At 75.8% G+C, this 21,150-nt stretch carries 22 protein-coding genes; 10 read left to right on the top strand and 12 right to left on the bottom strand.

Annotated features, from left to right (window positions below; translation table 11 throughout):
• Positions 1-11: 11 nt before the first annotated feature.
• Entirely contained in the window at positions 12-1,238 is a 1,227-nt protein-coding gene (serA, locus tag ACRYR9_RS13625) for a phosphoglycerate dehydrogenase (protein WP_432497095.1), read from the bottom strand.
• Between the two features lie 33 nt (positions 1,239-1,271).
• Positions 1,272-1,994, bottom strand: a complete 723-nt coding sequence (locus ACRYR9_RS13620; RefSeq protein ID WP_432497092.1) for an NAD(P)-binding oxidoreductase — start codon at positions 1,992-1,994, stop codon at positions 1,272-1,274.
• Between the two features lie 64 nt (positions 1,995-2,058).
• Between ACRYR9_RS13620 and ACRYR9_RS13615 the strand changes: the two genes are divergently transcribed.
• Entirely contained in the window at positions 2,059-2,907 is an 849-nt protein-coding gene (locus ACRYR9_RS13615) for a transglutaminase-like domain-containing protein (RefSeq protein WP_432497090.1), read from the top strand.
• Positions 2,908-2,926: 19 nt separating this feature from the next.
• Here ACRYR9_RS13615 and ACRYR9_RS13610 read toward each other — a convergent pair whose 3' ends face one another.
• Positions 2,927-3,262, bottom strand: coding sequence for a TraR/DksA family transcriptional regulator (locus ACRYR9_RS13610; RefSeq protein WP_432497088.1), 336 nt, complete (start codon positions 3,260-3,262; stop codon positions 2,927-2,929).
• Between the two features lie 104 nt (positions 3,263-3,366).
• On the opposite strand from ACRYR9_RS13610, the gene ACRYR9_RS13605 reads away from it, so the two are divergent.
• Both ACRYR9_RS13605 and ACRYR9_RS13600 read left to right on the top strand, forming a co-directional pair.
• Positions 3,367-4,398 (top strand): NADP-dependent oxidoreductase, encoded by a 1,032-nt coding sequence (locus ACRYR9_RS13605; RefSeq protein WP_432497112.1) that lies wholly within the window; start codon positions 3,367-3,369, stop codon positions 4,396-4,398.
• Between the two features lie 92 nt (positions 4,399-4,490).
• Positions 4,491-4,949: a pilus assembly protein CpaE gene (locus ACRYR9_RS13600; protein WP_432497085.1), complete on the top strand. Its 459-nt coding sequence runs from the start codon at positions 4,491-4,493 to the stop codon at positions 4,947-4,949.
• Positions 4,950-4,965: 16 nt separating this feature from the next.
• Here the strand turns inward: ACRYR9_RS13600 and ACRYR9_RS13595 are convergent, their stop codons facing one another.
• The 3 genes from ACRYR9_RS13595 to ACRYR9_RS13585 form a co-directional block, all read right to left on the bottom strand.
• A complete protein-coding gene (locus ACRYR9_RS13595) occupies positions 4,966-5,871 on the bottom strand; it encodes a proteasome assembly chaperone family protein (protein WP_432497082.1) in 906 nt (301 codons plus the stop codon).
• 79 nt (positions 5,872-5,950) lie between these two features.
• Positions 5,951-6,451, bottom strand: a complete 501-nt coding sequence (nrdR, locus tag ACRYR9_RS13590) for a transcriptional regulator NrdR (RefSeq protein WP_432497080.1) — start codon at positions 6,449-6,451, stop codon at positions 5,951-5,953.
• A 197-nt stretch (positions 6,452-6,648) separates the two neighbouring features.
• Complete coding sequence (locus ACRYR9_RS13585) at positions 6,649-7,089, bottom strand: LysM peptidoglycan-binding domain-containing protein (RefSeq protein WP_432497078.1); 441 nt, start codon at positions 7,087-7,089, stop codon at positions 6,649-6,651.
• A 245-nt stretch (positions 7,090-7,334) separates the two neighbouring features.
• Here ACRYR9_RS13585 and lexA point away from each other — a divergent pair, with 245 nt between their 5' ends.
• Complete coding sequence (gene lexA / locus ACRYR9_RS13580) at positions 7,335-8,057, top strand: transcriptional repressor LexA (protein WP_432497076.1); 723 nt, start codon at positions 7,335-7,337, stop codon at positions 8,055-8,057.
• A gap of 40 nt (positions 8,058-8,097) precedes the next feature.
• Here lexA and ACRYR9_RS13575 read toward each other — a convergent pair whose 3' ends face one another.
• From ACRYR9_RS13575 to hflX, 3 genes are all read right to left on the bottom strand, one after another.
• Positions 8,098-8,766, bottom strand: a complete 669-nt coding sequence (locus ACRYR9_RS13575; RefSeq protein WP_432497073.1) for an aspartate/glutamate racemase family protein — start codon at positions 8,764-8,766, stop codon at positions 8,098-8,100.
• Positions 8,767-8,827: 61 nt separating this feature from the next.
• Positions 8,828-10,873, bottom strand: coding sequence for an ATP-dependent DNA helicase (locus tag ACRYR9_RS13570; protein WP_432497071.1), 2,046 nt, complete (start codon positions 10,871-10,873; stop codon positions 8,828-8,830).
• Between the two features lie 94 nt (positions 10,874-10,967).
• Positions 10,968-12,584, bottom strand: a complete 1,617-nt coding sequence (gene hflX / locus ACRYR9_RS13565) for a GTPase HflX (RefSeq protein ID WP_432497069.1) — start codon at positions 12,582-12,584, stop codon at positions 10,968-10,970.
• Positions 12,585-12,712: 128 nt separating this feature from the next.
• On the opposite strand from hflX, the gene ACRYR9_RS13560 reads away from it, so the two are divergent.
• Complete coding sequence (locus ACRYR9_RS13560; RefSeq protein ID WP_432497066.1) at positions 12,713-13,345, top strand: class I SAM-dependent methyltransferase; 633 nt, start codon at positions 12,713-12,715, stop codon at positions 13,343-13,345.
• Positions 13,346-13,384: 39 nt separating this feature from the next.
• On the opposite strand, the gene dapF is transcribed toward ACRYR9_RS13560, so the two are convergent.
• A complete protein-coding gene (dapF, locus tag ACRYR9_RS13555) occupies positions 13,385-14,353 on the bottom strand; it encodes a diaminopimelate epimerase (RefSeq protein ID WP_432497063.1) in 969 nt (322 codons plus the stop codon).
• Positions 14,350-15,318 (bottom strand): tRNA (adenosine(37)-N6)-dimethylallyltransferase MiaA, encoded by a 969-nt coding sequence (gene miaA / locus ACRYR9_RS13550; RefSeq protein WP_432497061.1) that lies wholly within the window; start codon positions 15,316-15,318, stop codon positions 14,350-14,352. Before miaA ends, dapF begins: the two co-directional genes overlap by 4 nt.
• Before the next feature lie 98 nt (positions 15,319-15,416).
• Between miaA and ACRYR9_RS13545 the strand changes: the two genes are divergently transcribed.
• On the top strand, positions 15,417-15,731 hold the full coding sequence (locus ACRYR9_RS13545; RefSeq protein ID WP_432497109.1) for an antitoxin: 315 nt from the start codon (positions 15,417-15,419) through the stop codon (positions 15,729-15,731).
• Positions 15,732-16,010: 279 nt separating this feature from the next.
• Here ACRYR9_RS13545 and miaB read toward each other — a convergent pair whose 3' ends face one another.
• Positions 16,011-17,555: a tRNA (N6-isopentenyl adenosine(37)-C2)-methylthiotransferase MiaB gene (gene miaB, locus ACRYR9_RS13540; protein WP_432497059.1), complete on the bottom strand. Its 1,545-nt coding sequence runs from the start codon at positions 17,553-17,555 to the stop codon at positions 16,011-16,013.
• A 108-nt stretch (positions 17,556-17,663) separates the two neighbouring features.
• On the opposite strand from miaB, the gene ACRYR9_RS13535 reads away from it, so the two are divergent.
• From ACRYR9_RS13535 to ACRYR9_RS13520, 4 genes are all read left to right on the top strand, one after another.
• A complete protein-coding gene (locus ACRYR9_RS13535) occupies positions 17,664-18,458 on the top strand; it encodes an amino acid ABC transporter ATP-binding protein (protein ID WP_432497057.1) in 795 nt (264 codons plus the stop codon).
• Positions 18,459-18,525: 67 nt separating this feature from the next.
• Complete coding sequence (locus ACRYR9_RS13530) at positions 18,526-19,434, top strand: glutamate ABC transporter substrate-binding protein (protein ID WP_432497055.1); 909 nt, start codon at positions 18,526-18,528, stop codon at positions 19,432-19,434.
• A 104-nt stretch (positions 19,435-19,538) separates the two neighbouring features.
• Entirely contained in the window at positions 19,539-20,189 is a 651-nt protein-coding gene (locus tag ACRYR9_RS13525; RefSeq protein ID WP_432497052.1) for an amino acid ABC transporter permease, read from the top strand.
• Positions 20,186-21,106, top strand: a complete 921-nt coding sequence (locus tag ACRYR9_RS13520) for an amino acid ABC transporter permease (RefSeq protein ID WP_432497050.1) — start codon at positions 20,186-20,188, stop codon at positions 21,104-21,106. The genes ACRYR9_RS13525 and ACRYR9_RS13520 overlap by 4 nt, the downstream gene beginning before the upstream one ends.
• The last annotated feature ends 44 nt before the right edge of the window (positions 21,107-21,150 follow it).

The following is a 21,150-nucleotide window of genomic DNA, read 5'->3' as shown; positions in this document are numbered from 1 at the left end:
CGGCGCGCGGCTCAGTCGTCCGAGCCGAGCTGGCGCACCCGCACCGTCTCCGGCAGCTCGCGCAGCCGGCGGCCCACGTCCTGCGAGGCGGCGGCGACGATGTCGGTGACCACGTAGCCCAGGTCGCCGCGGGTGGACAGCTGCTGGCCCTCGATGTTCACGCCCTCGTCCGCGAGGATCCGGTTGATCGCCGCCAGCACCCCCGGCACGTTGCGGTGCAGGTGCGCCAGGCGCACCGTGCCCGGGGCGGTCTCCGTCGCCAGCGACGGCAGGTTCACGCTCAGGGTCGTGGAGCCGTGCAGGGCGTAGTCGCGCAGCTTGGCGGCGACGAACCGGCCGATGTCCTCCTGCGCCTCCTCCGTCGAGCCGCCCACGTGCGGGGTGAGGATGACGTTGTCCAGGCCGCGCAGCTCCGACTCGAACGCCTCCCCGCGGCTCTTGGGCTCCTGCGGGAAGACGTCCACCGCCGCACCGGCGATGTGCCCGGACTCGACGTGCCGGCGCAGCGCGACGTGGTCCACCACGAAGCCGCGCGAGAGGTTCAGGAAGATCGACCCCGGGCGCATGCGGGCGAACTCCGCCTCGCCGAAGAACCCGCTGTTGCTGCTGCGCCCGTCCACGTGCAGGGTCACCACGTCGGCGACCTCGAGGACCTCGTGCAGGCTGCCGCAGCGGCGCGCGTTGCCCAGCGCGAGGCGGTCGGCGGTGTCGTAGAAGAACACGCTCAGGCCCAGCGCCTCGGCCACCACCGACAGCTGCGAGCCGATGTTGCCGTAGCCGACGATGCCCAGGCGGCGCCCGCGCACCTCGTGCGCGCCCGTGGCGGACTTGTCCCACACGCCCTCGTGCATCAGGCGGTCCTTGACCGTCAGCCGCCGCGTGAGCGCGATGATCTCCGCCAGGGCCAGCTCCACGACGCTGCGCGTGTTGCTGTACGGGGCGTTGAACACGGCCACCCCGTGGGCGGCCGCGGCGAACAGGTCGATCTGGTTGGTGCCGATGCAGAAGGCGCCGATCGCCCGCAGGTCCGGGGCGTTCTCCAGGACCTTCTCGGTGACGTGCGTGGCGGAGCGGATGCCCAGCAGGGAGATCCCCTCCAGGCGCTCGACGAGCTCGGCCTCGCCCAGGGCGCCGGAGACCGTCTCCACCTCCCACCCGGCCTCGGTCAGCAGGGTCCGCGCGTCCGCGTGGATGTTCTCCAGCAGCAGCGCACGGGGGGCGGGACGCAGGGCGGGCACGGTTCCTCCAGCGGTCAGGAGCGGTGGGACCGCCTAGTCTGTCGCACCCGCCGCGCCACCCGGACCACCCTCGGCGGCCGCGCGCGCCACCGCCCGCCGCACCGGCTCCTCACCGCCCACCAGCTCCAGCACCCGCCCGCCGGGCGGTGCGGGCACCTCCAGCAGCGCCGCGCACACGGCGGCGACGTCCGCGCGCGGCACGCTGCCGCGCTCCACCGAGCGCTCCAGGCGCACCCGCCCGGTGGGCTCGGCGTCGGTCAGGCCGCCGGGGCGCAGCACCGTGACCCGCGGCCCGGCGGGGTCCGCGGCCCGGGTCAGGAGCTCCTCCTCCGCGGCCAGCTTGGCGCGCAGGTAGGCGACGAAGACCTCGTCCACCCCCTCCGGGACCGCGCCGCCGCGCACGGCGTCCACGCCGAAGGACGACACCAGCAGGTAGTCGCGCGCGCCGGCCAGCGCGGCGCCGTCGGCCAGCAGCACCGCGGCGGCCCGGTCGACGGTGTCCTTGCGGGCGGCGCCGCTGCCCGGCCCGGCGCCCGCGGCGAAGACCACCGCGTCCGCGCCGCGCACCGCCTCGGCCACCTCCCGCGCACCGGCGGACTCCAGGTCCACCACCACCGCGCGGGCGCCGTCGGCGCTGACGTCCTCGACGTGGTCGGGGTTGCGGACCAGCCCCGTCACCTCGTCCCCCCGGGCGGCGAGCAGGCGGGTGAGGTGGCGGGCGACCTGGCCGTGGGCTCCTGCGATGGCGACGTGCACGGCACCGACGCTAGGGCGCTGCGCCGCGGGGCGCACCTGCGCGCCGCTCGGGCACACTCGCCGCGTGCCGCAGACCACCCCCACCACCGCGGGACCCACCGCCCCAGCACCCACCACCTCGGTGCGCGCGGCGCTGCGGCTGCTGGCGGAGGCGCCCTCCGAGGCCGTGCTGGCCGTGGCCCTCGCCCGCCGCCCGGGCGTGCGGGTCCTGAGCGAGACGCTGCGCGTGGACGGCCCGGCCGGCGCGGTCGCCGTGCACCCGCTGCAGGCCGCGTCCGGGGCGGTGCTGCACCGCTTCACCGCACCCGCCGGCCCGGTCCGGGTGGAGTACGCCGCCACCGCCCGCGCCGGGCACCGCGCACCGCACCGGCTGGCGGAGCTGGAGCGGTGGGAGGCGACCCGACCCAGCCGCTACTGCCCCTCCGACCGCCTGGGCACCCTGGCCGCCCGCGAGTTCGGCGACGTGCCGCGCGGGCAGCTGCCCGCGGCCGTGGCGGCCTGGGTGCACGCCGAGCTGGAGTACGCCCCCGGCTCCAGCGGCCCCGCCGACAGCGCCCTGGACACCCTGCTGGCCCGGCGGGGCGTGTGCCGCGACCACGCGCACGTCACCGCGGCGCTGCTGCGCGCGCTGGACGTGCCGGCGCGGGTGTGCTCCGTCTACGCCCCGGGCCTGCTCCCCATGGACTTCCACGTCGTGGTGGAGGCGGCGCCGGCCGGCGCGTGGGAGGTCGTCGACGCCACCCGCCTGGCCCCGCGCGCCACGCTGCTGCGCATCGCCACCGGTCGCGACGCGGCCGACACGGCGTTCCTGACCACGTCCGGGCCGGTGCGGCTGGAGGCGGTGGAGGTGCTGGCCGCCGTCGACGGCGACCTGCCGGGCGACCACCACGGGCCGGGCGCGGTCCTGGCCTGAGGACCGCGCCCGGCACCGCTCACAGCTCCTCGTCCGCCAGGGTGGCCGCGTCCGGGCGCGCCTCCAGGCGCTCGTCCGGGATCGGCTCGCCGGAGACCACCGAGACGCCGTACGTGCCGTCCTCGATGCGCTTGAGCGCGTCCTCCACACCGGCCAGCCGGGTGCGCGCGGCCTCCACGAAGGCCTCCTGCTCCGCCGCCTGCTGCTCGTGGGCGCCCTCGTCGCCGAAGTCGTGCCCGCCGGTGGGCAGGTCGGCGGTGACGCCGGCCTCCATGCGCGAGGTGACGCCCTCGATCGTCTCCTGCAGCTCGCGCCGCAACTCGAGCAGCCGTTCGCGCGCGACCTGCGTGTCCATCGTCGTCCGTCCCTCCGTCGTGCCTGCCGGTCCCACCGGTGGCGGGACCCTCGTCGGGTCACGTGTCTACCCCGCCGCGCGCCGCGCGGCACGGCGGGGAGAGGCTGACGGGTGTGAACGCCCGAGAGATCCGCCTGGTCCGACGCCCGCAGGGCGAACCCGTCCCCGACGACTTCGAGCTCGCCGAGGTCGCGCTGCCCGCCCCCGCCGAGGGGCAGCTGCAGGTGCGCACCCTCGTGATGTCCGTGGACCCCTACATGCGCCCGCGCATGGACGACGTGCCCAGCTACGTGCCGCCGTACCGGCTGGGGCACGCGCTGGACGGCGCCGCCGTCGGCGTCGTGGAGTCCTCGCGCGCCGACGGCTTCGCGCCCGGCGACCTCGTGCTGCACGGCCTGGGCTGGCGCACGCACGCCGTCCTGCCCGCCGCGCAGGTGCGCCGGCTGGACCTGCCCGCGGGCGTGGGCGAGACCGCGGCGCTCGGCCCGCTGGGCATGGTCGGCTTCACGGCGTGGGCCGGGCTGTTCGACGTGGCCGCCATGCGCGAGGGCGACACGGTCTTCGTCTCCGCCGCCGCCGGCGCCGTCGGCAGCCTGGTGGGGCAGTTCGCGAGGCTGCGCGGCGCCGGGCGCGTCGTCGGCAGCGCCGGCGGCCCGGCCAAGGCCCACCACCTCACCGCAGACCTCGGCTTCGACGCCGGCATCGACTACCGGGCCCGGCCGGTGCTGGACTCGCTCGCCGAGGCCGCTCCCGGCGGCGTCGACGTGTACTTCGACAACGTCGGGGGCGACCACCTGGAGGCCGCCATCGCCGCGGCCAACGACTTCGCCCGCTTCGCCCTGTGCGGCAGCGTCTCCGCCTACAACTCCCCGCGCGAGCTCGCGAACGCCCCGGCCGGCCCGCGGAACCTGTTCTCCGTGGTCGGCAAGAGGCTGCGGCTGCAGGGGTTCATCGTCGGCGACCACGCCGAGCGGCGGGCCGAGTTCGAGCGCGAGGTCGGCGGCTGGCTGGCGCAGGGGCGCGTCGTCTTCCGCGAGACCGTCCGCGAGGGGCTGCACGAGGCGCCCGGCGCCCTGGTCGGCATGCTGCGCGGGGAGAACACCGGCAAGATGCTCGTCCGCCTCTCCGAGCGCTGAGCCGCCCCGCGCCCGGTGGCGGTGCGCCGGCGGGCGCGAGGTGGGCGCCCCGCCACCTCGCGCTCGCGGTGCCCCGGGGCCATGCTGGTGCGGTGATCTCCGTCGATCTCGCGCTGCAGCTGAAGGCCGCCGGGCTGGAGTGGCACCCGGTCTCCGGGGACAGGTTCTTCATCCCCGACCGGGACATGGACGAGGACGTGTTCACCCTCAGCGACATGACCGTCGAGGTGCACGAGCACCCCACCGGCCGCGTCATCGGCTTCAACGGCACCACCGAGTGGGCGTTGGACGCCGTCGACCAGCCGGAGGCGTGCTGGCTGCCCGCCGAGCACCAGCTGCGCGAACTGCTGGGCGAGCGGTTCACCCGCCTGGAGCGCCGGGACGTCGGCGACGGCGTCGTGCACCGGGTGCTGCTGCTCGACGAGCGCGGCGCCGACGCGTTCGAGGCCGCCGACCCCGCGGACGCCTACGCACGGGCGCTGCTGCACCACCTGTCCGGGGCGCCCGGCGGCAGCAGCGGCACGACCGCCCCCAGGACCGCCGCGACGTGAGCACCCCCGCCCCGGCTCACTCCGCGCCGGGGTCGTCCTCCTGCCCCGCCAGGAAGCGCTCGAACTGCGCCCCCAGCTCCTCCGCGGAGGGCAGGTAGGCGTTCGCCGCACCCGCGCCCCGGTCCTCGTCGCCGCGGGCGTCGTACTGCTCCTCCAGGGCCAGCACCACCGCCGCGGCCTCCGGGGACTGCTCGACCTGCGCGTCGACCTCCACGCGGGTGGCCGAGGCCGCCTCCAGCAGGGTGTCCACCGGCAGCGCCAGGCCCGTCTCACCGGCCAGCGTGCGCACCAGCACCGCAGCCGCGTCCGGGTAGTCGTTGGCCGCCAGGTAGTGCGGCACGTGCGCCAGGACGGAGAGCACGTCCCGGCCCGCCTGCGCCCCGCGCAGGTGCAGCAGGGCGGACGCGTGACCGGGCACCCGCGCCTGCACGTCCCAGGTGCGGTACCCCTCCAGCAGCTCGGGGCGGCTGGCGCTGGCGGTCACCCCGCTGGGGCGGGTGTGCGGCACGGCGGTGGGAGCGGCGCTGAGCACGATCGTGCGGTGCACGCCCAGCCGGTCCGCGAGCTGCCAGACGGCGCGGGTGAAGCGCTCCCACTGCACGTCCGGCTCCGGCCCGGTCAGCAGCAGCAGGGCCGACCCCTCGGCGTCGCGCAGCAGCTCCAGCTGCAGCACCGGCGCCTCGTACTCCTCCCACCGGTCCCCGGCGAAGGTCATCACCGGCCGGCGGGCGCGGTAGTCGTGCAGCTGGTCCACGTCGAAGGTGGCGACCGGCTCGTGCTCGCACACCTCGCGCAGGTGCTCCACGGCCAGCCGCACGCCGCTGCCGGCGTCGACGAAGCCCGACAGCGCCACGACGAGGTGCGGCTCGACCAGCACCGGTGGCGTGCCTTCGAGGGTGTACAGCGACCCGGGATCCAGCATGGGCCCATTCTCGCCCGCGCGGGCGGGCGGTGCCGACGGGGCACGGGCGGCGGGGGGCGGGTGGCGGGTGGCGGGGCGCTCAGCCCCGGGCGGCCGCCGTGGCCGGCTCGCCCGCCGAGCGCTGCAGGGCGGCGCTGCGCTCGGCGCGCAGCTGCTCGATGGCCGCCTCGAAGTCGGCGAGGGAGTCGAACGCCTGGTAGACGGACGCGAAGCGCAGGTAGGCCACCTCGTCCAGCTCGCGCAGGAACGGCAGGGTGGCCAGGCCCACCTGGTGGGCGTCGATCTCGGCGGCGCCCTGGGCGCGCACGGCCTCCTCCACGCGGTGCGCCAGCAGCGCGATGTCGTCCTCGCTGACCGGGCGCCCCTGGCACGCCTTGCGGACACCGGTGGAGATCTTGGCGCGGCTGAACGGCTCGGTGGCGCCGGAGCGCTTGACCACCGACAGGCTCGCGGTCTCCAGCGTCGTGAAGCGCTTGGAGCAGTTCGGGCACTGGCGACGGCGGCGGATGCTGCTGCCGTCCTCCGTCGTCCGCGAATCGACCACGCGCGAGTCGGCGTGCCGGCAGAACGGGCAGTGCACCCCTGGTTCCTCCCACGCGGCGTCCCGGCCGCCCGCGCAGCGCCCGGCCCCGGTGGCCGCGGCGGTACCCGGGGGCGGCCCGGGGTCCTGATCGTGGGGCGACGGTACGTCGCCGGTGACGGCGGCGGCAAGCCGCGCGGGACGTCTGTGGACGCCGGCGGGGGCGCGACCGCCGGCCGGCCGGGGTCCGGTCGTGGTCAGTCCAGCTCGGGGAGGGTCAGGCGCTGGCCGGCCTGGAGGGCCTGCGAGGCGAGGCCGTTGACCTCCGCGATGGTGACGGCGACCTCCCGCCAGTCCTCACCCGGCGCCAGCTCGGCGGCGATCTGCGACAGGGTCTGCCCCGGCAGCACCGTGACGACGTGCGGCGCGGCGCCCGGAGCGCCGCCGGCCGCGGCGGGCTCGCCCACCGCTGCGGACACCGCCAGCACCACGCCCGCGAGCACACCGGCCGCCGTGCAGGTCGCGCTCAGCCGCCCGCGGCGGGTCAGCCGCAGCGGGCGACGCCCCGGACCGCGCCGCGCGGCGGGGCGGGTGGGACGGGTGCGCCGCACCGCGCGGGCGCAGCGGGCGGCGGGAGCCGGGCGCGGCGCGGACGACCGGCGGGCGGCGGGGACCGGGGCGAGGGCGGTGCTGCTCACGGGTGAGGACCTCCGGCTCGGGAGCCGCCTCGAACGGGTGTTCGAACCGGCGTCGATGTTGTACCACCGCTGTGCCGGTGGCGCGCAAGCCCCGCCGCGGGCCGGTGCCCGGCGCGCTCGGGGTGCGGGAGCACCGTGCCACCCGCCTCCGACACGTTCGAACACCTGTTTGAGCTCCCGGCCGCGCACGGGTAGCGTGATCGCAGCCGCGCGCCCGCGGCGGCCGGGGACGACGGGGAGTCGACGTGACGGACGTGCTGGACGGGGACGACCGCGGCCGGGCCGGGGCGTCGGTGCACCCGCTGCCCGACGGGCCGCTGGACCGCGCGGGGCTGACCGCCCGCCAGCGCAGGGTCCTGGAGACGATCCGCGAGGCGGTCGAGCGCCGCGGCTACCCGCCGAGCATGCGGGAGATCGGCCAGGCGGTCGGCCTGACCAGCCCCAGCAGCGTCGCCCACCAGGTCAAGACCCTCGAGCGCCTGGGGTACCTGCGCAAGGACCCGAGGCGCCCGCGCACCCTGGAGGTGGTGGCCCCCGGCCCCGCCCACGGCGTCCTCACCGGTGATGACGCCACCGCCGCCGACGAGCGCCCCGCCGTGGCCTACGTGCCCCTGGTGGGCCGCATCGCCGCCGGCGGCCCCATCCTCGCCGAGCAGCTCGTGGAAGAGGTCTTCCCCCTGCCGGCTCAGCTGCTGGGCGCCGGTGAGCACTTCGTGCTGCGCGTGGTCGGCGACTCGATGGTGGACGCGGCGATCTGCGACGGCGACTGGGTGGTGGTGCGCCAGCAGCCCACCGCGGAGAACGGCGACGTCGTGGCCGCGATGATCGACGGGGAGGCCACCGTCAAGGTGCTGCAGCGCCGGGACGGGCACGTGAAGCTGCTGCCGCGCAACGACCTCTACGACCCGATCGACGGCGACGAGGCCGTGGTGCTGGGGCGCGTGACCGCGGTGCTGCGCAGCCTCTGAGACCGGTGCCGCGGCGCGTGTCGGCCGGCGTTCACCCGCGCTAGCGGCCGACCGGCACGACCGCCTCCACCGCCGCCTCCACCGCCAGCCGCGGGGAGGTGAGCACCGGCACGTCCAGGTCGCGCAGCAGCAGCGCCGCTCCCACCATGCTGGCCTGAGCCATCACGACGACCTCCACCGGCGGTTCCAGCGCGCGCACCGCGCAGCGCACGGCGTCCGCGACGCTCGCGGAGTACGTCAGCACGTCACCGGACTCGAAGGCGGACCAGGTGTCCGGGCAGCGCACCTCGACGAACCGCACCTCGCGGCCCGCCGCGGCCGCCGACTCGTGCAGCAGCGGCCGCAGCGTGGCGGCCGCCTCGTCCAGGGAGCTGACCAGGGCGATGCGCCGCCCGGCGAGCACCGCCGCCTCCGCCATGGGCCGGTCCACGCGCAGCACCCGCACACCCGCCCGCTCACCGACGCGCTCGGCCTCCGGTCCCGTCTCCGAGCACGTGCTCACGACGACGTCGGCGCCCTCGGCGACCAGCCGGCGCAACCGGTCGGCCAGGGCGCCGCGCACGCTCGGGGCCCCGTGCTCGCGCGCGGCCGCCAGCAGGCCGGTGTCCACCAGGTGCCGGTCGGCGACGGTCTCGTCGCGCTGGTTCAGGAGGTCGCGGAAGGTGCGCACGTGGGCGTGCGCGGTGTGCAGGAAGCCGACGGTGGCCACGGGGCGAGGATGCCAGGTGCGGGCCCGCGGGTCAGCCCCTGGTGCGTCCCGCACACGGTCTTCACCCGCCCGGCGCAGCCGCGGCGGCGTCCAGGCGGCGCAGCGCCTCGCGGGCGACCTCGGGCGAGGCCGTGGGCCAGAAGGCCGGCAGGCTCTCGCGCAGGAAGCCGCCGTAGCGGGCCGTGGCCAGGCGCGGGTCGAGCACGGCCACCACGCCGCGGTCGCCCGAGGCGCGCACGAGCCGGCCCGCCCCCTGGGCCAGGCGCACCGCGGCGTGGGCGGCGGAGACCGTCAGGAAGCCGTTGCCGCCGGCGCTGTCCACCGCCCGGGCGCGCGCGGACATCAGCGGGTCGTCCGGTCGCGGGAAGGGGATGCGGTCGATGACCACCAGCTGGCAACCCGGCCCGGGCACGTCCACGCCCTGCCACAGCGACAGCGTGCCGAACAGCGAGGTGGCCGGCTCGTCGGAGAAGCGGCGCACCAGGCGGGGCAGGCGGTCCTCACCCTGGCACAGCACGGTGCGGCCGGTGCGCTCGCGCACGCCGGCGGCGGCCTCCTCGGCGGCGCGCCGCGAGGAGAACAGCCCGAGGGTGCGCCCACCCGCGGCGTCCACGAGCGCGGCCAGCTCGTCGAGGACGGCGTCGGCCACGCCGGAGCGCCCGGGCGGCGGCAGGTGGCGGGCGACGTAGAGGATGCCCTGGCGGGCGTAGTCGAAGGGGCTGCCGACGTCCAGCCCCGTCCACGGCACCACGTCGCGGCGACCGGCGCGCAGGCCGAACGCCCCGGCCACCGGCTCGAAGGAGCCGCCGAGGGTCAGCGTGGCGGAGGTGGCCACCACGGTGCGGTCGGTGAAGACCCGCTCGCGCAGCAGCCCGGCCACGGACAGCGGCGCCACGTGCAGCGACGGCGCGCGAGAGCCCCCCGGGGCGCCGGCGGTGACCCAGGCGACGTCGTGCTCGGAGTCCTCCGCGAGGCGCTCGGCGACGGTGAAGACCTCCTGGACAGCGGCGCGGGCGAGGTGGCGCGCGCCGCGGGCCTCGGCGTCCTCCTCCTTGCCGGCGCCCTCGGCGGCGGTCTTCAGGTCGCTCAGGGCTGTGCGGGCCGCGTCGCGCGCGGCGGTCACGGCCGCGGCCAGCGGCGCGGGCCAGTCCTCCAGCCTGCCGGGCGGGGCGTCCTCCAGGGCGGCCTCCAGGGCCGCGGCGGCGTCCTCCAGCGCCTCGCTGACGATGCCGGCCGAGCGGCGCAGGCGCCGGGCCGCCGCCCCCAGGACGGCGGCGGACAGCTCGGCGGTGGCGACCGCGGTGACGCGGTCGGCCAGCTCGTGGGCCTCGTCGGCGACGAGGACGTCGTGCTCGGGCAGCAGCTGCCCGGAACCCTCCAGCGCGTCGATGGCGGTCATGGCGTGGTTGGTGACCACGACGTCGACCTCGCGGGCGCGGGCGCGCACCCGCTCGGAGAAGCACTCGGCGGCCACCGGGCAGCGTTGCGCGCCCAGGCACTCGCGGGCGGAGACGGCCACCTGCCGCCAGGCGCGCTCGCTGACGCCGGGGTCCAGCTCGTCGCGGTCCCCCGTGGTGGTGCTCGCCGCCCACTCGCGCAGCCGGACCACCTCCCGGCCCAGCCGGCCGGCGTCGCCGGCGCCGCCCGTGCCGGCGACCGGCGCGGGCACGTCGAAGAGCGCGGCCTCCTCCACGGGGAAGCCGCCGTCGAGCTTGTTGCGGCACACGTAGTTCGCGCGGCCCTTGAGCAGCTCCCACGTGGGCTCGCGGCCCAGCTCGCCGGTCAGGGCGCGGGCCAGGCGCGGCAGGTCCCGCTCGACGACCTGGGCCTGCAGCGCGAGGGTGGCGGTGGTGACCACGACGCGCGAGCCCTCCCGCACCGCGTGCGCCACGGCGGGCACCAGGTACGCCATGGACTTGCCGGTGCCGGTGCCGGCCTGCACCAGCAGGTGGCGCTCGTCGCGGACGGCGTCGGCGACGGCCCGCGCCATGCGCGCCTGCCCCTCGCGCGGCTGGCCGCCGAGCGCCTCCACCACGACGTCGAGGAGGCCGACGGCGTCACGGCCGTCGGCCTCCTCGTGGACCTGCTCGGGGCTGGGCGCGCTCACCGGACCATCCTCGCCGACGCGCGCACCCCTCCCGGACGACGTCCACACCCCCCGCCCGGACCCGCCGGACGAGGGGTGCTGTGGACACCGCTGCTCAGGCGTGCGCGCCGCTGAGCCGGAACGGCGCCAGCTCGGCCGCCAGCCGCGGGCGGACCCGGGCCAGCAGGCGCGTGCCGGCGGGGGTGTGCTCCTCGGCGAGGACCTGACCGGTGGTGTGCACGCGGTGCACGAGCTCACCGCGCTCGTACGGCACGCACACCTCGACCTCCACGTCCGGCACCGGCAGCAGCTCGGCGATCCGCTCGCGCAGCTGCTCGATCCCCTCGCCGGTGCGCGCCGAGACGACGACGGCACCGCGCTCGCGGGCCAGCAGACGCTGCACGACCTCCGGGTCGGCGACGTCGGCCTTGTTGATCGCCACCAGCTCGGTCACCCGCTGGGCGCCGACCTCGGCCAGGACCGAGCGCACCGCCGCCAGCTGCCCCTCGGGGTCGGGGTGCGAGCCGTCCACGACGTGCAGGACGAGGTCGGCCTCGGCGACCTCCTCCAGCGTGGAGCGGAACGCCTCCACCAGCTGGTGCGGCAGCTGACGCACGAAGCCGACGGTGTCGGCCAGCGTGTACGGGCGCCCCTCCGGCGTCTGCGCGCGCCGGACCGTGGGGTCCAGGGTCGCGAACAGCGCGTCCTCCACCAGCACGCCCGCCCCGGTGAGGCGGTTGAGCAGCGAGGACTTGCCGGCGTTGGTGTACCCGGCGATGGACACCGAGGGCACCGCGCGCGCCACGCGCAGGGAGCGCTTGGCGTCGCGGGAGGTGCCCATGCCGCGGATCTCCCGGCGCAGCTTGGCCATGCGGGAGCGGATCCGGCGGCGGTCCAGCTCGATCTTCGTCTCACCCGGACCGCGCGAGCCGATCCCGGCACCGCCGGCGACGCGGCCACCGGCCTGCCGGGACATCGACTCGCCCCAGCCGCGCAGGCGCGGCAGCAGGTAGTCCAGCTGGGCGAGCTCGACCTGCGCCTTGCCCTCCCGGCTCTTGGCGTGCTGGGCGAAGATGTCCAGGATCACGGCCGTGCGGTCCACGACCTTGACCTTGACGATGTCCTCCAGCCCGCGGCGCTGGGACGCGGACAGCTCCCCGTCGCAGACGACGGTGTCCGCCCCCTCCGCGGCCACCAGCTCGGCCAGCGCGGCGGCCTTGCCGGCCCCCAGGTAGCTGGCCGGGTCGGGGGTGGAGCGGCGCTGCAGGACGCCGGCGAGGACGTCCGAGCCGGCGGTGGCGGCCAGCGCGGACAGCTCCTGCAGGGAGACCTCGGCCTCGGCCCTGCTGGAGTCGGCGCTGGACCAGATCCCGGCCAGGACCACGCGCTCCAGGCGCAGCTGCCGGTACTCGACCTCGGTGACGTCGGCGAGCTCGGTGGACAGGCCGGCGGCGCGGCGCAGCGCGCGGCGGTCGGCCAGGTCGAGCTGGTCGCCGTCGTAGTCGCGCTCGCCCGAGCCGTCTGCCGCCTCGTCGCCGGTGGTGCCGCCGGTGGTGGTGGTGGGTGCCGCGTCGTCGTGGCCGGCGAGGATCCGGGCCAGTGCGCGGTCGAACTCGGCGTCGCGGTCCTGCTCGCGGGCGGCGACCGGCACGGGTGCGTGCTGGTCGTCGTGCGCGCTGTCCGTCGACGGCTGCGTCGCGGACGGCTGGACCGGCGAAGAGCGGTGGTTCATGGACCTCCCAGGTCGTGCTGACCCTCACGGGCTGAGGGGACCAGCATCCTTCTCAACCGCCCGGGGGTCCACAGGATTCCGCGCGGGCGTGTCGGGCGGGGCCGGTGCCGAGCCCTACCCTCTCCAGCGTGGCGAGCACCCCGGCGGACGACCAGCACTACTTCACGGCCCGCCCCGCCACCCCCGACGAGCGGCGCGAGCTCGAGGTGGAGCTGGCCGGGCGCGCGGTGACGGTGCAGACGGCGCGCGGCGTCTTCAGCGCCGAGCGCGTGGACCCGGGCACCTCGGTGCTGCTGCCCCTGGTGCCCGACGAGCCGGGGGCCGGCGGCGACGTGCTCGACCTGGGCTGCGGGTGGGGGCCGGTGGCGCTGACGCTGGCGCTGCGCCAGCCGCGGCGGCGGGTGTGGGCCGTGGACGTCAACGAGCGCGCCCTGGACCTGGTGCGACGCAACGCCGAGCGCCTGGGGGTGCCGGTGCGCGCGTGCCTGCCCGACGAGGTGCCGGCCGACGTGGTGTTCGAGCGGGTGTGGTCCAACCCGCCGATCCGGGTGGGCAAGGAGGCGCTGCACGAGCTGCTGCTGCGCTGGCTGCCGCGCCTGGCGCCCGGGGGCCAGGCGCACCTGGTGGTGCAGAAGAACCTCGGCGCCGACTCCCTGCACCGGTGGCTGGACGAGCGGCTGCCGGAGGTGCTGCCCGGTGCGGCGACGACCCGCACGGCGACGTCGAAGGGGTTCCGGGTCCTCACCGTCCGGCGCGGCTGAGCGCAGCGGGGACCCGCCCGCCGCGGCGGGCGGGTGGCCTCACACGGGGGCGGGGACGTCCAGCAGGTGCGGGTCGAACGTGCCGGCGGCGACGAGCACGGCCGGCCCGGTCAGCCACACGGTGCCCTCGACCAGGCTGGAGCCCTGCGCGACCGTGACGACGACCTCCCCGCCGGGCACCTCCACCCGCCACACGTCGGGCGAGCCCTCCCCCGCCCAGGCGCGGGTGGCCAGCGCCGCGGCGCACGCGCCGGTGCCGCAGGAGCGCGTCTCACCGACGCCGCGCTCGTGCACGCGCATGCGCACCTCGCCGATGTCGGCGACGTGGTCGCCGGTGACGTCCACCGCCAGCAGCGGCACGACCAGCTCGACGTTCGTCCCGCGCGGGGGCAGCGGTTCCACGTGCGGGGCGCGCAGCAGGTCCGCGGCGTCCAGCTCGGCGGGCTCGGCGAGCGCGACGACGGTGTGCGGGTTGCCCAGGTCCAGCGACAGGGCCGGGCGCGGCACCCCGCCCAGGCCGTCGACGACGACCAGGGCGTCCGAGCCGTCGGCCAGGGCGCGCTGCCCACCGGCCAGGCGCCAGGGGCCCATGTCGGCCGTCCAGCGCCCGTCGCCCTCGCGGCGCAGCCGCTTCAGCCCGGCTCGGGTGCCCACGGCGAACCAGCGGCCGTCGCCGGCCTCCGCGGGCAGGAAGCCCTCGCGCAGCAGGAACTCGGCGAACACCCGCACCCCGTTGCCGCACATCTCGGCGATCGAGCCGTCGGCGTTGCGGTAGTCCATGAACCACTCCGCCTCGGCGGACAGGGCCGCGCCCTCGGGCAGCGCCTCGCTGCGCACGGCGCGGATCAGCCCGTCCCCGCCGATGCCGGCGCGGCGGTCGCACAGGCGCGCCACCAGCCCCGGCGACGGGTCCCAGGTGCCGTCGGGGTCGGCGACGAGGACGAAGTCGTTCTCGGTGCCGTGGCCCTTGACGAAGGGCAGCCCTGCGGCGGGGGTGGTCTCGGTCACGCGGGCGACTCTACGGGCAGCAGCGCCAGCACCTGCCGGGCCAGCTGCTCGGGGTCGCAGCCGTCGGGGGCGGCGATCCAGCGCACCCGCTCGTCGCGCCGGAACCAGGACTCCTGCTTGCGGGCGAAGCGGCGCGTCAGCCGGGCGGTCAGCTCGGCGGCCTCCGCCTCGGTGGTGGTGCCGTCGAGCGCGTCGAGGACCTGCGCGTAGCCGAGGGCGCGGGACGCGGTCAGGCCCTCGCGCAGCCCGGCGGCCTGGAGGCGGCGCACCTCCTCGACGAGACCTGCGTCCCGCATGCGGTGCACGCGGGCGTCGATGCGCGCGTCCAGCTGCTCGCGCGGCACCGCGAGCCCGACCTGCACGGCGGGGCGGACGTAGCGCTGCTCCGGCAGCGACGCGGCGAACGGCGCCCCGGTGATCTCCCCGACCTCCAGGGCGCGCACGATGCGCCGGCCGTTGGAGGGGAGGATGCGTGCGGCCGCGTCGGGGTCGCGCGCGGCGAGCTCGGCGTGCAGGCGCTGCGGACCGGCCTCGGCCAGGCGTGCCTCCCACCGGGCGCGCACGGCCGCGTCGGTGCCGGGGAAGCGCATCTCGTCCAGGGCGGCGCGCACGTACAGGCCCGAGCCGCCCACGAGCAGGGGCGTGCGGCCGCGGGCGGTGATCGCGTCGAAGGCCTCGCGCGCCTGCTGCTGGTAGGTGGCCACGTCGGCGGCCTGCGTGACGTCCAGGACGTCCAGGAGGTGGTGCGGCACCCCCCGCATCTCCGCGGCGGTCAGCTTGGCGGTGCCCACGTCCATGCCCCGGTACAGCTGCATGGCGTCGGCGTTGACGACCTCCGCGCCGCCGGGCAGCAGGTGCGCCAGCGCCACCGCGACGTCCGACTTGCCCGAGGCGGTGGGGCCGACGACGGCCACGACGGGAGGGGCCGGCGGAGTCGTGGTCTGCGGTGATCTCGACTGGCCCACGCGCCGATGGTGGCAGAGAGTTGGACGTGCAGGGACGCACCGGCCGGCGCCGCCGGCGCGGCGGGACGCCGAGGACGTGAGGAGGAGCCGTGGGCACCATGAAGTTCCTGGGGCTGAAGCTGGACGAGGCCGTGGAGCAGGCGCGGGTGGCCGCCGAGCAGGCGCGCACCCGGGCCGGGCAGTTCGCCGGGCAGCACTCCGGGCAGGCCGACACGGTGATCCGCAAGGCCACCACGTTCGTCAACGAGCGCACGGAGGGCCGCTACGCGGGACCGCTGGAGCGAGCCACGAAGGTGGCGCAGAGCGGCTGGCAGCGCGCCGCGGGCGTGCACCCCGGGTTCGAGGGCTGGGGCACCCCGATGCGCGGGGGAACCCGCACCGACGGCACCCCCATGTCCGGCCCCGCCCGCTGACGGGGACCGCAGCAGGAGCACGACCCGCACGGGAACGAGCACGTCCGACACCTCAGGAGGACGAGATGACGATCCCCACCCCACCGACGACACCGCAGCCGCCGAGCCCGGTGCCGCAGCCCGGGACGCCCGGGCAGCCGCCGCTGCCGGACCCCGGCCCCACGCCGGGCCCGGACCCCGAGCCGGGACCGGCCGCTCCCCCTCCGCTGTGAGGACGCTGCACGCGCGAGTGCCCCGCACCTGCCGGTGCGGGGCACTCGCGCGTCGGCGGTCGCGAGCTCAGCGGCGGCGGATCGTGGGCAGCCCCAGGCCGACCGGCCGCGGGCCCGCGGTCTCCGGCTCGGGGCGCGCCTGGCGGGCCTCCCAGGCGTCCCCGGCGCGGGTGCGCCGCACCGCGAAGGCCTCGGTGGCGTCGGCCTCGAGGTAGTGCGGGGCTCCGCGGCTGATCGTGACCGTGGCGACGTCCCCCGGGCGGGGCGCCGCCGCCCCCTCGGGCAGCGAGAAGTGCACGAGCCGGTTGTCCGGCGCGCGCCCGGACAAGCGCTGCGTGGCGGCGTCCTTGCGGCCCTCGCCCTCGGCGACCAGCACCTCGTACGTGCGGCCCACCTGGGCGCGGTTCTCCGCGTAGGCGATCTCGTCCTGCAGGGCGGTCAGCCGCTCGTAGCGCTCCTGCACCACGGCCTTGGGCACCTGCTCCCCCATCGTGGCGGCCGGCGTGCCCGGGCGCGGGGAGTACTGGAAGGTGAACGCGCTGGCGAAGCGGGCTTCGGCGACGACCTCCAGCGTCTGCTGGAAGTCCTCCTCGGTCTCCCCGGGGAAGCCGACGATGATGTCGGTGGTGATCGCCGCGTCGGGGATGCGCCCGCGCACCTCCTCCAGGATGTTCAGGAAGCGGGTGCGCCGGTAGGAGCGGCGCATGGCCTTCAGCACCCGGTCCGAGCCGGACTGCAGCGGCATGTGCAGGCTCGGCATGACGTTGGGCGTCTCGGCCATGGCGTCGATGACGTCGCTGGTGAAGCTGGAGGGGTGCGGGCTGGTGAAGCGCACCCGCTCCAGGCCGGCGATGCCGCCGGTGGCGCGCAGCAGCTTGCCGAAGGCGAGCTTGTCGCCGAACTCCACGCCGTAGGTGTTGACGTTCTGCCCCAGCAGCGTCACCTCGAGCACGCCCTCGGAGACCAGCGCCTCGACCTCGGCGAGGACGTCGCCGGGGCGGCGGTCCTTCTCCTTGCCGCGCAGCGACGGCACGATGCAGAAGGTGCAGGTGTTGTTGCAGCCCACCGAGACGGACACCCACGCCGCGTAGGGCGACTCGCGGCGGGTGGGCAGCGTGGAGGGGAAGACCTCCAGCGACTCCAGGATCTCCACCTGGGCCTTCGCGTTGTGGCGGGCGCGCTCCAGCAGCGCCGGCAGCGAACCGACGTTGTGGGTGCCGAAGACGACGTCCACCCACGGCGCCTTGCGGACGATCTCGCCGCGGTCCTTCTGCGCCAGGCAGCCGCCCACGGCGATCTGCATGCCCGGGCGACGCTCCTTCACCGGCGCCAGGTGGCCGAGGTTGCCGTAGAGCTTGTTGTCGGCGTTCTCGCGCACCGCGCAGGTGTTGAAGACCACGACGTCCGGCTCGGCGGGGCTCTCGCCGCCGGCCTCGTCGAAGCGGACGTACCCGGCGCCCTCCAGCAGGCCGGACAGGCGCTCGGAGTCGTGGACGTTCATCTGGCAGCCGAAGGTGCGCACCTGGTAGGTGCGCGGCGCCTGCTCGGGCGCGGCTGCCTCGGCCGGCGCGTCGAGCGGGCCGGTCGGGCGGGGGACGGTGGGCGTGCTCATCGTGCTCCAGGGTAGGTCAACGCCCGGAGATCACGCTCGGGTCACGATCTGCCCGCATCCGTGGACGTCCGGTGGGCACCGTGCACGGTGCCTGTACGTTCTGGCCGCATGAGTGACCCCTCCGCGGCCACCACCCCGTCCGGGGCCTCCTCGGCCTCCTCGGGGCGCCGGCCCCTGGTCCGCCTGGAGCACGTCGAGAAGCACTTCGGCGCCCTGCACGTGCTGCGGGACGTGGACCTGACGGTGGCCGAGGGCGAGGTCGTCGTCGTCATCGGGCCCTCCGGCTCGGGCAAGTCGACGCTGTGCCGCACGATCAACCGGCTGGAGACCATCGACTCCGGCCGCATCACCATCGCCGGCGAGGAGCTGCCCGCCGAGGGCAAGGCGCTCGCGAAGCTGCGCGCCGACGTCGGCATGGTCTTCCAGTCCTTCAACCTCTTCGCCCACAAGACCGTGCGCGAGAACGTCACCCTGGGGCCGGTGAAGGCCCGCGGGGTGAGCGCCGAGCAGGCCCGCAGGCGCGCCGACGAGCTGCTCGAGCGGGTCGGCGTGGCCAACCAGGCCGACAAGTACCCCGCGCAGCTCTCGGGCGGCCAGCAGCAGCGCGTGGCCATCGCCCGCGCGCTGGCGATGGACCCCAAGGTCATGCTCTTCGACGAGCCGACCTCCGCCCTGGACCCGGAGATGATCAACGAGGTCCTCGACGTGATGACCGGGCTGGCGAAGTCCGGCATGACCATGATCGTCGTCACGCACGAGATGGGCTTCGCCCGCCGCGCCGCCGACCGCGTCGTCTTCATGGCCGACGGGCAGATCGTCGAGGACGCCGAGCCCGAGACCTTCTTCACCGCGCCGAAGCACGAGCGCGCCAAGGACTTCCTGTCCAAGATCCTCACCCACTGACGTCCGGGCCGGCCGCGACCGGCTCCGCAGCGGCGACCGCACCACCGACCCCACCCAGGAGGACCCCATGAGGAAGACCCGCAGCGCAGCGCTCGCCGCCACGGTGACCGCCCTGCTGACGTTGACCGCCTGCGGCGGCGACGACGCCTCCACCGGCACCGGGGGCGAGGCCGCGCAGCCGGAGGTCGATACCAGCGCCACCTTCGAGGCCGGCACGACGATGGCCGAGATCCAGGAGGCCGGCACCGTCACCATCGGCACGAAGTTCGACCAGCCCGGTTTCGGCCTGGCCGACCTGGAGGGCACCCCCGCCGGCTTCGACGTCTCGGTCGCCGAGTACGTCGCCGCGCAGATGGGCGTCGCGCCCGAGGACATCGAGTGGGTGGAGGCCCCCAGCGCCCGCCGCGAGGACCTCATCGCCAACGGCGACGTCGACATGGTCGTGGCCACCTACACCATCAACGACAAGCGCAAGGAGCGGATCACCTTCGCCGGCCCGTACTACGTGGCCGGTCAGCAGATCATGGTGAACGCCGACAACACCACGATCACCGGGCCCGAGGACCTCGCGGCCAACCCGGACGTCAAGATCTGCTCCGTGACCGGCTCCACCCCGGCGGAGAACATCCGCCAGTACCTCGCCAGCCCCGACCAGCTGGTGACCTTCGAGGTCTACGACGACTGCGTCTCCGCGATGCAGAACGGCCAGGTCCAGGCGCTGACGACCGACAACGTCATCCTCACCGGCTACGTCGCCGAGAACGAGGGCGAGTTCAAGCTCGTCGGCGAGCAGTTCACCGAGGAGCCGTACGGCATCGGCATCGAGAAGGGGAACACCGCCTTCTGCGAGTTCATCAACGAGTCGCTGACCGAGATGGCCGAGAGCGGCGCCTACGAGGAGGCGTGGACGGCGACGGCCGGCCAGTACGAGGGCACCGAGGTGCCCGAGCTGCCGGAGCTCGACCCCTGCGTCTGACCGCACCGGTAGACGCCCCCTGATCGCACGGAGGGGGACGAGGGCCCCGACGACGTGGCCGCCGTCCCCCTCCGTGCCCCACCCCACCCCGGAGGCCCTCACCCGTGGACCCGGTCCTCGAGAACCTCGGCCTGTTCGCCAGCGGGTTCCTGCGCTCACTGGGCATCGCCGCCTGGGGGCTGCTGGGCAGCCTCGTCTGGGGCACGGTGCTCGCCGTCTGCCGCATCTCCCCCGTGCCGGTGCTGCGGGCCTTCGGCACCTTCTACGTGACGTGGCTGCGCAACACGCCGCTGGCGATCGTGCTGTTCACCATGGCGTTCGGCATCCCGGCGGTGGGCGTCAACGCCTCCTACTACGCGTTCGGCGTGACGGGCCTCGTCCTCTACACCTCGGCGTTCGTCTGCGAGGCCGTGCGCTCCGGGGTGGCGACGGTACCGACCGGCCAGGCGGAGGCCGCGCGCTCCATCGGGCTGACGTTCTCCCAGACGCTCGGGCTCATCGTGCTGCCCCAGGCGCTGCGGGCCGTGGTGCCTCCGGTGGGCAACGTCCTCATCGCCATGATCAAGAATTCCGCCGTGGTCGGCGCGCTCGGCGTCGGCGGCGAGCTGTTCAGCGTCTACAACCGCCTCACCAGCGCTCAGGGGTACCCGGCGCTGCCCGTCATCACCGGCATGGCGATCGGCTTCCTCATCATGACCCTCACGGCGAGCGCGCTGCTGGCGCTCTTCGAGCGGCGCTCGGCGGTGGCCCGGTGAGCGCGCCCACCGCCGTCCTCTTCGACGCGCCCGGCCCGAGGGCCAGGCGCCGGACCCTCATCGCCAGCGTCGTGGCGGCCGTCCTGCTGCTGGCGGTGCTGGCGCTGGTCGTCCTGCGGTTGGCCGAGCGCGGGCAGCTCGACGCCGAGCTGTGGAGCCCGCTGATCAACCCCTCCGACGAGCAGTTCAGCGCGGTGTGGGAGCGCATCGGCGAGGGTCTGCTGGTGACGCTGCGTGCGGCGTTCTTCGCCGTGCTGCTGTCGCTGACCATCGGCATCGCCCTGGCCGCGGCCCGTCTGAGCCTGGGGCGGGTGGCCCGCATCCCGCTCATCGGGGTCATCGAGCTGCTGCGCGGCCTGCCGGTGATCGTGTCGATCCTGTACGTCGACATCCTCATGCGGACCCTGGACGTCTACCAGGGCTCCGTGACCACGCTCGTCATCGCCCTGACCCTGTACAACTCCGTGATCATCTCGGAGATCACCCGGGCGGGGATCCTGTCGCTGCCCAAGGGGCAGGTGGAGGCCGGCCTGGCGGTCGGGCTGACCCGCGGCCAGGTCATGCGGACGATCCAGCTGCCGCAGGCGGTGCGGGTGATGCTGCCGGCGATCATCAGCCAGCTCATCGTCATCCTCAAGGACACGGCGCTGGCGAGCATCGTGCTCAGCCAGATCGACGACCTCGGCCGGGTCGCCGACCAGCTCGGCGGTTTCCTCGACAACCGCCTGCAGTCCTACTTCGTCGTCGGCCTGATCTACATCGCCATCAACCTGGTGCTGGAGCAGCTGGCGAAGCTGGTGCAGCGTCGGATGTCCGGGCAGGGCCGCAAGCGACGCACCCGCGCGTCCACCGCCCCGGACGCGGCCCAGCAGACGGACAGCGACGCTGCGGACCGGACGACCGGCACGCGTCCCTGACCGCCCACCGCACGGCGGGAGGGCCGCCACCCCGTCGGGGTGGC

The sequence above is a fragment of the Kineococcus auxinigenes genome (genome assembly GCF_050871525.1).
Taxonomy (GTDB): Bacteria; Actinomycetota; Actinomycetes; order Actinomycetales; family Kineococcaceae; genus Kineococcus.
The sequence above is the reverse complement of the archived record's forward strand: the minus strand, read 5'-3'. Positions and strand labels throughout refer to the sequence as shown.

What these genes read in the sequence shown, in the direction of transcription:
- ACRYR9_RS13610 (WP_432497088.1), bottom strand. Translation starts at nt 3,262, where the DNA reads ATGGACACGCAGGTCGCGCGCGAACGGCTGCTCGAGTTGCGGCGCGAG.
- ACRYR9_RS13595 (WP_432497082.1), bottom strand. Translation starts at nt 5,871, where the DNA reads ATGCTGGATCCCGGGTCGCTGTACACCCTCGAAGGCACGCCACCGGTG.
- hflX (WP_432497069.1), bottom strand. Translation starts at nt 12,584, where the DNA reads ATGAACCACCGCTCTTCGCCGGTCCAGCCGTCCGCGACGCAGCCGTCG.
- ACRYR9_RS13545 (WP_432497109.1), top strand. Translation starts at nt 15,417, where the DNA reads ATGAAGTTCCTGGGGCTGAAGCTGGACGAGGCCGTGGAGCAGGCGCGG.
- miaB (WP_432497059.1), bottom strand. Translation starts at nt 17,555, where the DNA reads ATGAGCACGCCCACCGTCCCCCGCCCGACCGGCCCGCTCGACGCGCCG.
- ACRYR9_RS13535 (WP_432497057.1), top strand. Translation starts at nt 17,664, where the DNA reads ATGAGTGACCCCTCCGCGGCCACCACCCCGTCCGGGGCCTCCTCGGCC.
- ACRYR9_RS13530 (WP_432497055.1), top strand. Translation starts at nt 18,526, where the DNA reads ATGAGGAAGACCCGCAGCGCAGCGCTCGCCGCCACGGTGACCGCCCTG.